At 41.4% G+C, this 13,034-nt stretch carries 12 protein-coding genes; 5 read left to right on the top strand and 7 right to left on the bottom strand.

From position 1 onward, the window contains the following. Positions 1 to 455 precede the first annotated feature (455 nt). From AAG747_RS22790 to AAG747_RS22780, 3 genes are all read right to left on the bottom strand, one after another. Complete coding sequence (locus AAG747_RS22790; RefSeq protein ID WP_346823550.1) at positions 456 to 1,538, bottom strand: alanine racemase; 1,083 nt, start codon at positions 1,536 to 1,538, stop codon at positions 456 to 458. A 179-nt stretch (positions 1,539 to 1,717) separates the two neighbouring features. After that, positions 1,718 to 1,918: a TlpA family protein disulfide reductase gene (locus AAG747_RS22785; RefSeq protein ID WP_346823549.1), complete on the bottom strand. Its 201-nt coding sequence runs from the start codon at positions 1,916 to 1,918 to the stop codon at positions 1,718 to 1,720. A gap of 33 nt (positions 1,919 to 1,951) precedes the next feature. After that, on the bottom strand, positions 1,952 to 2,188 hold the full coding sequence (locus AAG747_RS22780; protein ID WP_346823548.1) for a TlpA family protein disulfide reductase: 237 nt from the start codon (positions 2,186 to 2,188) through the stop codon (positions 1,952 to 1,954). Between the two features lie 180 nt (positions 2,189 to 2,368). Here AAG747_RS22780 and AAG747_RS22775 point away from each other — a divergent pair, with 180 nt between their 5' ends. The 4 genes from AAG747_RS22775 to AAG747_RS22760 all read left to right on the top strand — a co-directional run bounded on the left by AAG747_RS22775 (position 2,369) and on the right by AAG747_RS22760 (position 5,631). Then, positions 2,369 to 2,554, top strand: a complete 186-nt coding sequence (locus AAG747_RS22775; protein ID WP_346823547.1) for a hypothetical protein — start codon at positions 2,369 to 2,371, stop codon at positions 2,552 to 2,554. A 121-nt stretch (positions 2,555 to 2,675) separates the two neighbouring features. After that, positions 2,676 to 3,206 carry a GNAT family N-acetyltransferase gene (locus AAG747_RS22770; protein WP_346823546.1) on the top strand — a complete coding sequence of 177 codons (531 nt, stop codon included), beginning with the start codon at positions 2,676 to 2,678 and terminating at the stop codon, positions 3,204 to 3,206. Positions 3,207 to 3,547: 341 nt separating this feature from the next. Continuing rightward, positions 3,548 to 4,255: an RNA ligase family protein gene (locus AAG747_RS22765; protein ID WP_346823545.1), complete on the top strand. Its 708-nt coding sequence runs from the start codon at positions 3,548 to 3,550 to the stop codon at positions 4,253 to 4,255. A gap of 260 nt (positions 4,256 to 4,515) precedes the next feature. Continuing rightward, complete coding sequence (locus tag AAG747_RS22760) at positions 4,516 to 5,631, top strand: AAA family ATPase (protein ID WP_346823544.1); 1,116 nt, start codon at positions 4,516 to 4,518, stop codon at positions 5,629 to 5,631. Between the two features lie 304 nt (positions 5,632 to 5,935). Here the strand turns inward: AAG747_RS22760 and AAG747_RS22755 are convergent, their stop codons facing one another. Further along, the gene (locus tag AAG747_RS22755; RefSeq protein ID WP_346823543.1) at positions 5,936 to 6,418 is read right to left on the bottom strand and encodes a hypothetical protein; all 483 of its coding nucleotides are present in this window, start codon (positions 6,416 to 6,418) and stop codon (positions 5,936 to 5,938) included. A gap of 251 nt (positions 6,419 to 6,669) precedes the next feature. Between AAG747_RS22755 and AAG747_RS22750 the strand changes: the two genes are divergently transcribed. Next, positions 6,670 to 7,050 carry a DUF3592 domain-containing protein gene (locus AAG747_RS22750; protein WP_346823542.1) on the top strand — a complete coding sequence of 127 codons (381 nt, stop codon included), beginning with the start codon at positions 6,670 to 6,672 and terminating at the stop codon, positions 7,048 to 7,050. Here the strand turns inward: AAG747_RS22750 and AAG747_RS22745 are convergent. From AAG747_RS22745 to AAG747_RS22735, 3 genes are all read right to left on the bottom strand, one after another. After that, on the bottom strand, positions 7,040 to 7,486 hold the full coding sequence (locus AAG747_RS22745; protein WP_346823541.1) for a hypothetical protein: 447 nt from the start codon (positions 7,484 to 7,486) through the stop codon (positions 7,040 to 7,042). The genes AAG747_RS22750 and AAG747_RS22745 overlap by 11 nt on opposite strands. 393 nt (positions 7,487 to 7,879) lie before the next feature. Then, the gene (locus AAG747_RS22740; protein WP_346823540.1) at positions 7,880 to 8,518 is read right to left on the bottom strand and encodes a response regulator; all 639 of its coding nucleotides are present in this window, start codon (positions 8,516 to 8,518) and stop codon (positions 7,880 to 7,882) included. A 49-nt stretch (positions 8,519 to 8,567) separates the two neighbouring features. Further along, positions 8,568 to 12,761 (bottom strand): AAA family ATPase, encoded by a 4,194-nt coding sequence (locus tag AAG747_RS22735; protein ID WP_346823539.1) that lies wholly within the window; start codon positions 12,759 to 12,761, stop codon positions 8,568 to 8,570. Positions 12,762 to 13,034 lie beyond the last annotated feature (273 nt).

The raw sequence follows: 13,034 nt of genomic DNA, 5'->3' as shown, positions 1-13,034 counted from the left end.
CCAGTCACTTTCACCGGTAATATATAGGGGAAAAAAGAGGCTTCTTCCGCCCGGCATTGTCACATAGGATTAATGCCACACCCAACAGTGTTTTTCCATTCTGTAAAAAAAAAATAAACACCTATTTCTACTTAAATTTTAAAAAAATATAAACTACAATATCCCTCAGCCGTTGCATTCGTTTCGGGCTTATATGTGGCACTATTCAATGAGTTGAAGCTGATTTTCAGTTATTTCCTGTTCTTAACCAAAAGGAATTGACTTTTTCCAGGGGGTACCTGCAATTACGGAATAAAAATACCAAAACGCAAACCTAACTCCGGAAAAAACGCATAAAAACTTCCGTTCAATGGGTATAAATTTAAAGTCAATCCCCATCATTTATTCAGTAAAGCGTACAAATACAGGCACCTGTATACTGTCATAAAAAAGACAACATACAGGTGCTTCAAAATTTATAACCTGGAAATGACTTCGTTGTCAAACGTGTGATAGCTTTTCATCAGGTTAGCCGTCATGCAGATGTGAACAGGAAGTACCATCAAACAATCACCGATTTTGTATTGATCGATCATGCTTCCGGGAACTGAGATAATTCCATGTTCTTGAGACAGGCTTTTTACATACATCCCAGGAATGATATCACCCCAACCCCGTTCCGATTGCTCTACCACTCTTCCAAACACTGTCCCTTCTTTTTCCCCTTCCAGGCGGTCTTTTGAAAAATGTACCCCACCTCCGTAAACCACGATTTCCAAACGGTCTTTATGGATGGCTACCACAGGGCAAGCCATCGCAACGGCAATTTGAGAAATGTCATTCGAACCGATTTTATTTTGGGCGAGATCGTAGAATACAAAGTTTCCGGGCCGTATTTCATCCACTCCTTCAAAATTTTCCGCCACACTACAACTGGGCGTATCGCCTACGGAAATGATCAAACCGGGATACCTCTCGCCATATGCGTTTTTTAAGCGGGCCATTATTTCCAGGCTCTTCTGATGCACTTCTAAAATCCCCTCATTTGTTCTACACTTATATGTATGGCCTGCATGCCCCAAAAAGCCTTTAAATTGGATTTTGTCAGAGGCATCTATTTGACTGAGAAGTTGATTAATCAACGCCAGGTTCTCCGGAGCCACGCCTGTACGGTGGTAACCAATATCCACTTTTATAAACACACCCAAAGTGGACGTCAGGTTTTCGGACAGGAAAGCAAGGGTATCTTCTGCTTCTACAATCAGATTTAAATTGATCCGGCCAGCCAGATCGTTAATCGTCTCTATCTCCAGAATATTAGTGGGAAAGGCCACGGTGATGTCCTCCCATTCCGAAGAAAAGTAGTCGGCCATTGCCAGGGAAGACACGGTAATTTTATTCACCCCAAAGTCTTTAAACCACCTCCCGATTTCCAAGGACTGATGAGATTTAAAATGAGGTCTTAATTCCAATTGATGTGTTTTTGCTTTAGAACACATCCGTTGAATGTTTTCTTTACACTTCGTTTTGTCAATGAATAAGGTGGGTTTAGTAATCATGTTTTTATCTTGGTTTAGCTGGTCATGTCAGAATCAATCACCGAATAGATGGTATCTTCCCCATCCGGGCGGTTTTTTCTTCTTCCGTTACATTTAATGCGCCTCTAAGTTAGTAAATTTTGTTATTTTCCTGTTTTTGGCGTGTTTTCACCTTAAAGAATAGGGTCAAAAATATTCTGTTATATACCTTCCGGTGGTACTCCCTTCAAAAGTTTTTCGATGGCAGCAGGTACTTCTCCTGATGACGGTCTGGAAGCATTTAGCGTCACTAATTTTCCTTCTTGATCAATGAAGATATACGAGGGAAAACTACTCACTTTATAGGTTTCCAAAAAGGATTTTTCTTCCTCAAATACACCTTCCTGATAACGGGTATGCATCCCGGCAGAAACTTTGTCGGTGGTGAATAGTTGCTACCAGGCTTTTTTCTTCTTATCCGCTGACACGTAAAAGAACACCAACTCTTCATTTTCTTCAAACTGTTTTTCAAGTGCTTTGGAATAGGTAAATTCATTCAGACAAGGCTTGCACCAAGTCGCCCATACATCGTCAAACAACACCTTGCCATGCAGATCATTTAATAAAAGTTTTTTCCCTTCAGGAGTAACTCCGGAAAAATCCGGTGCCAACGTACTCGGAGCAATAGCCAACCATTTCGCATTTTTTTCAAAGTATGCAAAAAAGCCGATGCCGGATAAGTCGTTTTGAAATATGTAAAAAGCGAGTCTATTTCGGGGGGGATTCCCTTCTCCCCCCAGTTGGTTTTGAAAAAACCGAATAAATACCTTTCCTTTTTATATATTCCAAGAAGTGGTTCAAACGTATAGTTTTTGACCGAAAATAGAATCAAAACCGGCTCATCAAGACACTTTTTGATGAGAAAAGCCAAAGCTATTGTTGAAAAAAGTAACACAGAAGAGGCATTTTTGAAACATTTTTCAGGAAAAAGAAAAAGTTTAATTCACTTCCAAGAAAAAACCTTTCCTGAAATACACACGGAAAAGATAAATCGCTAATTTTACCGGAAGAGATCAATGAGTTTTTTTAAAAAAGACAATCGAAACCAAGCTAAAAGACTCCAGGCTCATCCATAATTTCACCTGTACCACCAATCACCGTTAACTGCAAATGACTACTATGAACTTTCCTATCTTAGAAACCGAACGTTTACGACTACGTATGTGGAAAGAAGAAGACTTTGAGGCCTATGCCGACATTTGTGCCGATCCGCAGGTGATGCAATACTTGGGGAAAGGCCAAACACTTAGCCGCCCAGAAGCCTGGAGACATATGGCTTTCCTGGCCGGACACTGGCATTTAAGAGGTTTTGGGCACTGGGCATTGGAAGAAAAAGAAAACAGAAGGTTGGTTGGCCGGTTGGGCTTTTTACAGCCGGAAGGCTGGCCCGGTTTTGAAATCGGATGGACCTTGGCTCGCAGCGTCTGGGGAAAAGGCTATGCCACCGAAGGAGCCAAATGTGCCTTGCAATATGCCTTTGATGAAATGGGTAAAGAACATGTGATCAGCCTTATTCACCCCGATAATGCCGCTTCGGTGAAAGTTGCCCAACGTTTGGGAGAAAGTTTTGAACAAGAAGTAGAAATAACAGGCATTCCGGTAATGGTTTATGGCCTTTGGAAAGCTCAATGGGTGAAACAACAAGGATAGCCCTTGACTTTTTCAGCTTCTTTTCTACTTTTGCAGAAAGTATCCGTATTTTAATCATTTCTATAAATCTCACAGTCATGTAGTCGATTTAGCCTCCTCCATTTCATTACACAGGCATTCTGGTATTATCCAAAGTGTCTTGCTTGTGTTTTGTTTAGGAAGGAATAAGCTACAGCTTCCATAGTAGCATTTCGTTAAATCGATTTTATTCATCATAAGGAAAGACATTCCGGTAAAAATCTTAAGTAAACCAAGGTAGTTGTATTCCTGTCTCATTTCTGGTAAAAAGGAGTGATAGGAATACCTTGTAGATGCTTTCCTTTCCCAAATTTCAATATCTCATGGCTGTTTCTAAAAAATACGGGAGAACCTATCACTACCCTTTTTCACCTGGCACCACCAGTGATGACCGGATCAATCACCATTACTGGCAGGATTTATTTCAAATTGAACAAGTCGTCCATACGGAAAAGCTGGACGGAGAAAATACCTGTTTAAACAAATACGGTGTGTTTGCTCGCTCGCATGCAGCCCCTACCGTTCACCCTTGGGCCAACCATCTCAAGCAAAAGTGGGATATGCTCAAAAACGATTTGGGCGATTTGGAGTATTTCGGGGAAAATCTCTATGCAATTCACTCCATTGAATACTTGCATCTGGAAGCACATTTTTATGTGTTTGGCATCCGGGAAAACGGGCGCTGGCACTCCTGGGAAGAAACCAAATTTTATGCACAACTGCTGGATTTTCCGACCGTACCCGAAATGGGCTTTGCCCAACCCCTTCAACAAGAGGACTTTGAAAGTCAGGTTTTGGAAATGGTAAATAAGCCCAGCGTATTCGACTCAAGAGATTTTCATACGGGAGAAGCCTGTACCATGGAGGGGGTCGTTACCCGAAATGTTGCCGGTTACTCCGTAGACGACTTTAAACAGAATGTATTCAAATATGTACGCAAAGGTCATGTAAAAACCGACCAACACTGGACCCGCAATTGGCAAAGAGCTGCTTTGGCTTGGGAAAAACAAGTGGAAAAGAGTGACAAATAAGAAACTTTCTCTCTACTAGGAGAAACCGCGTTTTTTGATTCTGAAGTGATTTAAACGTATAGTTTTTGACCGAAAATAGAATCAAAACCGGCTCATCAAGGCATTTTTTGAAGAGAATAGCCAAAGCTATTGTTGAAAAAAGTAACACAAAGGAGCCGGTTTTGAAACATTTTTCAGGAAAAAGAAAAAGGTTAATTCACTTCTCTAAAAACAAGTATGGGGCATTTCCCTGATACCATTAAAAAAAATAAGAAGGCAATATGTGGAAAATTATAGATCATTACCAGTGGGAAAATATCCGGGAGAGGTTTGAATGGATCCGGGATATGCGGCAAGTCCCACAAGACCCGGAATACCATGCGGAAGGCGATGTGGAAACACATACGAAAATGGTTTTGGAAGCCCTGCAAAGTCAGGCTGATTATCAACAACTTAACCAACAAGAGCAGCACCTTTTGAATGCAGCGGTCTTGTTGCACGATGTGGAAAAACGTTCCACTACCTTTACCGACATTGACGGAAGAATCGTTTCTCCCGGGCATGCCAGAAAGGGAGAACTCACCAGCAGGCGATTGTTGTACCGGGAAATTCCGACTCCCCATATCCACCGGGAGACTGTGGCAAAACTGGTTCGGTACCATGGTTTGCCTTTGTGGGCTTTGGAAAAGCCCGATCCGCAAAAAGCGGTGATTCAGGCCAGTCTGGAAGTAAATACCCGGCACTTGTCCCTGTTGGCCAAAGCCGATGTGTTAGGGCGTATCTGCCAAGACCGGGAAGAGCTATTATACAGAATTGCGTTGTTTGAAGAGCTTTGTAAGGAAAATCAGTGTTTTGGACAGGCCTACCCTGCTTTTGCCAACGGTTATTCCCGTTTTTTCTATTTTAAGAAAGAAAACACATTACCGGATTTTGCCGCTTATGACGACACGGAATTTGAGGTGGTGATGATGTCAGCCTTACCAGGATCGGGCAAAGACACTTATATCCGGAACAATTTTAAAGGTTGGCCGGTCGTCTCGCTGGATGCGCTACGCAAAAAACTGAAAATCAGCCCTACCGATACCGCCGGAAACGGCAAGGTGATTCAAGAAGCCAAAGAAGCCGCTAAAACCTATATGCGCAAACGGACCTCTTTTGTCTGGAATGCAACCAACCTGTCCCGGCAAATACGTTCACAATTGATAGAACTGTTTACGAGCTATAAGGCCCGGGTCCGGATCATCTACCTGGAAGTACCTTATGCAACCTTACTCTCACAAAACCGGAACCGGATAGACGTAGTACCCGAGCCGGCACTACATAGAATGATTCGAAAATTGGAAGTACCTTCTTTGACAGAAGCCCATACAGTCGAATACCATATCAGGGAGGAGTAAGATAATTCGTTAAAAACGTCATGGTAAAAGTGGCGTTTTGTACTCCATTTATGTTAATGATCACAAATTATATAAACTTGTAGCGTTTTGAATATGAAAGAAAAGCGGGATAGTATCAATATAGATATGATCTTAAAGGAGCTACATTCACTTATTCATAAGTAAAGTTTGAGTAACTTTATATTCCATTAAATGCGATAACCGATTGTTATCATTGTGGAAATTGCATTTGAATAAAGTGATATGAATTGGGTAGAGGCTGATGAGGACAGACCTAACATATAGCTGCCTATTAGCCCTACTCTCAGCTTATTAATATCATAAGTTGCTCCCACAGTTCTGCTTTGCCTCCAAAATGTATGTTTTCAATCGTATAATCTTTATATAGGATTACATCAATAGTATTTTGATCAGATAAGATATTCACATACGGACCAAGCCCTACAAAAAAATTTGCTTTATCCCGATTTGGATGCATTCTAAAGGTAGTAGTAATATGTACGAAGGCAGTACGACTTTTCACATCTCTTAAATCTTTATCTAAAAACTCATTTGTTTCTTTCCCTCCCAGTTTTACATACCCTATTTGCGAGGATAGATAAAACCATTTTTTCTCTAAAAAATCAATCCCTACCGATACAAAATAATTTTTAATACTATTTGATAGCATAGGTAGGTCTTTTTTGTTTCGAAAAGAGCTAAAAGCAATTCCGTTATCTAGTTTAATGACTTGAGCATTTACAAATTGTGCTGAAAAAAGGAGGGCAATTAACAATACTTGTTTCATATCTTTTTAAATGTGAATGTAAATAACAAATATATTAATTCTTATCTCACAGGGAAACATATCCTTATTAAAAGTATGTAAAAATAGGTATTATTAAAAAACAATGTGATGATGGCGCGTTGAAGAAAATCCGGTAAATGGTTAATTGCCATCAGAAGGACCTCCAAGCTGGTTATTTAGGTATATCTTGCTTTTGACAGCTAAGGTTATTTAAGGAGAAAAATTATAACTTGCCCGTTCAATAAAGATCTATGTGGGACATCTTACCTCTTTTCATTGGAGCAATCTCATTAATTTCAGGAATTTATGAGGTCTTTAGAAGGCAAACATTACTAAAATATGGAAACAAGACCAAGGGCATTGTATTTAAGTTAGAGGAAGAAATAGGCAGTGGTGGTGCCGTTATGTATTTTCCTGTTATGAGATTTACTACTGCCAAAAAAGAATGGATCACCAAAAAATCTTCTACAGGCTCTTCTTTTTCACAATTAAAAATAGGTGATAAAATAGAAATTATTTACGATCCCGAAAATCCGTACAATGCAGAAATTTTGAATTCTTCATATTACTCATTACCTGTCATCTTTATTTTGGTAGGCCTTTCCTTTTGGATATATTATTTTACTTCTTGAGTACTTCCCTTATGGCAACATAGACCGCTATTAAGGCTATTAGGTTAATCCCTAGATCGATTACATCGCTATCAAGGCCCATGACAAATTTAAAATGTATTAATAGTGGCTCTATCGTGAAAAAAAGTTTGCCTCCTTCAAGGTGCAATTTCAACGATGCTCCGGCACAAAACAAATACGTAATATTGCATATCGTAAAATCAAAAACTTGTATCAATTGGGCAAATACAGCCATCTCATAACTATTTTCCTTCTTCTTCAACAGAAATATCCCTGACACCATTACATATAGATACATGCAGAAGAAAACAACCTGCATTAATAAACCTCCGACTGAAAGGGAATCAGCATATTCCAGACTTTTAAACACAATGAGTATCATCCCACTGATTCCGCCAAGGGTTTCATACCAACCTAAAATTTTATCCTTTTGCATATTGATTTTTTACCAATTAGATTCCCTTCCATCCAAAAACCAAAACTTCTTAAGAAGCAAAAATAACGGTACACCGCCTGTTATTTTGAGAAGTGCAAGAATACCTTATCATCAGCCTGTTTTTTATCTTATTAAAAGCCAAATACAAAGCTTTGGGCATTGCTACGGGGCTGGCTTGCTTTCACTAAGAACCTACTATTTATTCAATGCTAAAACGCTTGCCAAAATGGAGTGTTGATTGCAAACGTTCTTCTACCTTCTGTGCTATTAGCAATCAATGTTCGCCTATTAATTCCCGGCTCTCACAAAAAATGCCTCCAAACCTGAGGCATCTCATTGACCATCTTCCGGAAGACAAGCTTGGAGGCAAAACCTTCCGGACACTGCATTTCCCTATTTGATCAAGCCCTTTTTCAATGAAATATGTACCAAACCGGCTGAGTTACGGGCGTTTAGTTTAAACAGAAGGTTCCTCCGGTGGGTCTCCACGGTATTTTTACTGATACATAGTTTATCGGCAATTTCCTGTGTGGTGAATTCATCGGCAATCAATTGCAAGATATCCAGCTCCCGTTTGGACAATTTGACTTGCTCGTCCATAGGTTGATTGCGCTTGTTCATAAAGCTATTGACCAACTTCTGAGAGACTTCATGACTGATATAACTTTCCCCTTTCATCACTTGGTGTATGGCTTGTAGCAATTCTTCTTTTCCGGTATTTTTCAATATATACCCCGATGCCCCGGCTTTTAGAATATTGGCAATAAAATGCTTGTCGTTATGCATCGACAAAGCTAACACTTTGGTGGCCGGGTATTTTTTTATAAGCAAACGGGTGGCATCAATCCCATCCATTTCGGGCATACTGATGTCCATAATTACCAAGTTTGCTTCCTCTTTTTCCATTAAAGACAGTACTTCTTTTCCATTGTGGGCTTCACCGGTCACGGAGATATCTTCTTGACCCACCAGTAGGGATTTCAGTCCATCGATAAACATTTGATGATCGTCAGCGATAATAATTTTTACCATAGTTGTTTCTCTTCTTATTGAATGAATGTTAGCAATAGGGGTATCTTCTTTATTCAAACATACTGATTTTCAAAGGAATATTAATAATCACCGTAGTACCTTGCTTGGTTTGTGATTCCACTTCACAGGTTCCTTTCAGGTAATTGACCCGGGATGCCACATTTTTCAGTCCCATGCCCGAACAGGCCTTTTGTGTATCAAAGCCCGATCCGTCATCTTCCACTACCACATTCAACATCTCCGGATATTCAATAAATTGTAAACTTAATTCAGAAGCTTCTGCATGTTTCAAGGCATTTTGAATCAGCTCCTGGCATATTCTGAATAAGTTGATTTCAATGGGTTCTTTCAAGCGCTTTTTCAAGCCGAATATCTCCAACTTTACGCGTAAAGAACTACTTTCCTCCACCTGCTCCGCATACTCTTGCAGGGCTGTAGCCAATCCAAATTTGCTCAACACCCCCGGCAACATATTATGAGCGATGCGCCTGACTTCTCCACAGGCCAGGTCCAAATGATGCAAGGCTTTTTCGTAGGAAGATTGTTTGGTATTCGATACTTCCTCTTGCAATCCGGTAAATTGCAATTTCACGGTAGATAATAAACTACCCAAGCTATCGTGCAGATCTTCGGCAATCCGTTTCCGCTCCTGCTCCTGGGTTTCTACTATCGCCTTGAGGTAAGCGCTCTTTTGGTCTTGTAATTTTTGATGCAGGCGTTCTCTCTCCAAGATGCGTTCCCGCAGTTCTTCATTGAGACTCTGTGCCGCTTGATAGTTCAGAGCATTTTCAATACTGACCACCGTCTGCCGGGCCATTAATCCGATCCATTGCACCCGTTGCGCTTGAAAATGTCCCGCCCGGAAGTTATTTTCCAAATACAATGCTCCTAACAGGCGGTTGTGCAGGACCAAGGGCATGCACACTACCGACTGAATTTCTCTCTCTTGTACGTAAGCTCCTTTTTGTAAGAGCTCATCCTCTACCGCTTGACTCACCAACAATTGCTCACGGCTGCGCAATACATAGTTTACGGCCTCTTGAGAAATCTCCGGGTAGCTCTGCAAAGGTTTCGGAGGCAAAGCCTGACAGAAATTGTCTTTTACCCGGGCCTCCCCTTGTACAAAATACTCCTCCCCCTTGCGCAAAATCAATACACACCGCTCGGCCGCAGCTACTTTCATAAAGAGCGATAAGGCCTTTTCGATGATGACTTCCAAATCGACTTCCGCACCTAAATGCTGCAACAGTTCGTCCATGGCAAAAAAATCCGGTGCCTGTGAAAAAGCCTCCTCTTCCGGAAGCAAATACGCATATTTTTGTTTTAAAAATTTCACTTTGGCCGTAGCCCCCCAATGGCCGTAGCAGTTAATCGCTTGTATTAAATGCTGCCCGGCAAGTTCCGGCACTTCCCGTTGAAACATCAAAAAACGGGCATAGCACTCATGAGTCAAAGCCTCGTTTTGCACATAGCCTTGTCGCCGGGCTTCTGCAATGGCCTGTTGATAGCATTGTTGGGCATAGGAAAGATGTCCGTGGATCCGGTTGTACTCCGCCTCCATCAGCAAGTACTTATGCCCAAAATTTCCGGGACAGTGTTGCTGCCAGATATTCATAGTATTCAAATGCTGTTGTAACAACCTCAGACTTCTGTCTTGGGCATCCGGACAGTAATTATAAAAACCTGCCATCATAGCCAAAGACCAATAAAAGATATTTTCGGCATAGAGCGGTGACGCTTTTTGCAAGGTGCTGTATCCGGCAGCCGCCTCCGATTCTTTTGCTGCCAGGGTGTAAGACTCAAATAAATAGTAATATTTGGCCATTACATGATGCCAATAAAATGCCTGGTCATGCATGGTATATTTGGCTCCCAACGGAGAGTTTTCCCTAGGCGGAAGGGTAAAATACTGCCCTTCCTCTGACAAGGCGATGGCCAATTGTTTGTGATAATCGACAATATAAGGGGAAAACTCCAGGTTGTTACGGGTAACACGCGTTTCAAAACCTGTGAACTCCTGCAAAGGGTGCCCGCACACAAACCGGGTAATCAACAAATGGGAATGCAAAATATTGGCCCCTATATGATCACCGTGTTCAATTCCCGCCCGTATCCCTTCTTCTAAAATCGGCAGACTTTCCTGCAAATGCTTTTTCCACAAGCTCACATAAAAAGCAAACACCCCAAATACCCTGCATTTCAAATGGTTATCTTCCAATTTACGGATCAACTGCAAGGCCAGGCAACCAAATTCATAGCCGTGGTCAAAATTTTCAAAATTCGCCAGTAGCATCCGCCCGTAGGAAACAAAACCTATTGCCGTAAATGGGGTAAACTCCCTTTGTAATGAGGTGGTAATGATATGCAGAGATTGCCAAATGATTTGTTGCTCATTGGTATGATGCAGGGCAATTCCAGCGGTATAAAGCAAATTCTGAATCGCCAAAGTGTCTGCATCCATCTCTTCACCGGAGGCATGGTCCAACAAATCCCGAACCGGATGGTTCATCAGAAAATCAGCCAAGGGTTGTTTCAAGTTCATAACCTGCCGTCTCGACTGTTCTCCATCCATAGGAAGAGTTAAATCAAACAACAGCAATCCTTCTCTCAAGATGTGCACGGCCTCTTTCATCCGCTCCAAATGGGTGTTGATCATGATTTTCCGCTCATATATTTGAGCTTTGTCAAGGCGGTTTTGAACCGATGGCAACAGCTCATCCAAAGTAAACATGGCCACTTCATAGTTTCCATTCAGGTATTCACTATCGGCTTTGCTTAATTGAAGAGCAAACCATATGGCATGAGGTGCTTCCTTTTTCAACGATTGCAACAGGTCAATGCCACTCCGGTAATAATAAATCGCTAACTCATAGGCATTGTTTTTCCGGGCTATATTACCGGCTTGCAAATTGAGCTGGGCGATCGTCAATTTTTCAGTATCCTGTTTTAATATACTTGCCGCAAGATTAAACTGTAAAGCGGTAAATTGTAATTCAGTAGTCGAGAGTTCTTGATACATACTACTAAGCATCGCATTACCGATTTGGTAATGCAGTTGCTTCCGTTTTTCCCGTTTCAAATTTTCGTATAAAGCTTCCCGGATATAGTCATGGCTAAACTCATACTCTTCTCCTTCCTGGTGTAGCCAACCGGCTTGCACTACTTCTGTCAGCAATTGTGTACATGTATGCTCTTCCCTACCTGCTGCCACCTTCAAAAGAGATAGGTCAAATTTATTTCCCACACAAGCTGCCAAATGCAACAAGTCATAGGTCGCTTCCGACATGTTGACCCATTGTTTCTGGAGAAGATCCGTAACCGTTTGATTATCATACCGCTCACTTATTGCTTCCAGGTCTACCACCCAACGGTTATTTTCTATATGCACCCAGCCACCTTCCAGTAGATGGTTGAACAAGGAACGGATAAACAAGGGATTTCCTTGAGAATACTGTTGCAGCACTGAGACTACTGGTCCACGTTCTGTGACTTCCGGAAAACGTTCCTTGATAATTTCATGAATATGCTGTTGTTCCAGTTTGTGAAGCGACAAGGTATCCCAAGAGATTTGCCCTTCGTCCAAGCTGGAAAAAAAACTATGCAAAGGATGAGTGGAAGGAACTTCATTTGTCCGGAAGCATCCGACAATGAGTAATTGGCCTTTTTGAGGATTGGCCAATAGGTATCTCAAAAGATTCAAGCTGGAAATATCCGTCCATTGCAAATCATCCAAAAAGAGGACAAAGGGACTGTGCATTTCCAATACGATATCCAAAAACAGTTGAAAGAGATAAAAAAAACGTTTTTTGGAGCGGTTGGGGTCCCACTCACTACTAAAAGGCGCATGCCCGATGATAAATTCCAGTTCGGGTATATAATCGACGAGTAACTTACTACTCGCCCCTAACTCCTCCAACAGTTTCTCCCGGATATAGGACAATTGTGCATCGTCACCTTGGGTCAGTAAGTGTTTGATATAAGCGGAGAACGCTTTTTTAAGCCCGGAATAGGGAATATTCTGGTTAAGTTGTTCGTATTTTCCTACATAGCAGAAAGCCCCTTCAGCCATAATCTGCTCAAAAAAAGCCTGGACCAAAGCCGTTTTCCCAATCCCCGAATGCCCTGAGACAAAGAGTAATTTCACCCCCGCAGGTCCGGCTGCCAACTCCCGGTATTGGGACAAAAGTTTGTGTAGTTCCTTTTTTCTCCCATAGATCAAAGGCCCTTGTTGGTGCTTATTCATTGTTCATATTTACTTGTATGATTCCGCTAAGAGTCATCAGTGAAAAGCAGCTACTTTCATTTCTGTCTTTCACTCATAGTTAGTTTGCTTATTGCCAATAAGCCAAAGCGATCTGTTTCATTCTTCCCCGAAAGATAGCAAGGATCCATGGAAATCCCCTGTGTACACATAGGCTTTGTGAATTTCACAAGGTAATCCGGTACTCTTTTTTATTTACGGATATCATCATCATTCCTTCATTTACGAGTGGGATTGTGCCTTTTTCGCTCTCCT

The sequence above is a fragment of the Rapidithrix thailandica genome (assembly GCF_039710355.1).
Classification (GTDB): Bacteria; Bacteroidota; Bacteroidia; order Cytophagales; family Flammeovirgaceae; genus Rapidithrix; species Rapidithrix thailandica.
The sequence above is the reverse complement of the archived record's forward strand: the minus strand, read 5'-3'. Positions and strand labels throughout refer to the sequence as shown.

Excerpts from the sequence above, each read along its gene's own strand:
- AAG747_RS22735 (WP_346823539.1), bottom strand. The coding sequence starts at position 12,761 with ATGAATAAGCACCAACAAGGGCCTTTGATCTATGGGAGAAAAAAGGAA.
- AAG747_RS22740 (WP_346823540.1), bottom strand. The coding sequence starts at position 8,518 with ATGGTAAAAATTATTATCGCTGACGATCATCAAATGTTTATCGATGGA.
- AAG747_RS22750 (WP_346823542.1), top strand. The coding sequence starts at position 6,670 with ATGTGGGACATCTTACCTCTTTTCATTGGAGCAATCTCATTAATTTCA.
- AAG747_RS22790 (WP_346823550.1), bottom strand. The coding sequence starts at position 1,538 with ATGATTACTAAACCCACCTTATTCATTGACAAAACGAAGTGTAAAGAA.
- AAG747_RS22765 (WP_346823545.1), top strand. The coding sequence starts at position 3,548 with ATGGCTGTTTCTAAAAAATACGGGAGAACCTATCACTACCCTTTTTCA.
- AAG747_RS22785 (WP_346823549.1), bottom strand. The coding sequence starts at position 1,918 with ATGCATACCCGTTATCAGGAAGGTGTATTTGAGGAAGAAAAATCCTTT.
- AAG747_RS22760 (WP_346823544.1), top strand. The coding sequence starts at position 4,516 with ATGTGGAAAATTATAGATCATTACCAGTGGGAAAATATCCGGGAGAGG.
- AAG747_RS22770 (WP_346823546.1), top strand. The coding sequence starts at position 2,676 with ATGAACTTTCCTATCTTAGAAACCGAACGTTTACGACTACGTATGTGG.
- AAG747_RS22755 (WP_346823543.1), bottom strand. The coding sequence starts at position 6,418 with ATGAAACAAGTATTGTTAATTGCCCTCCTTTTTTCAGCACAATTTGTA.
- AAG747_RS22745 (WP_346823541.1), bottom strand. The coding sequence starts at position 7,486 with ATGCAAAAGGATAAAATTTTAGGTTGGTATGAAACCCTTGGCGGAATC.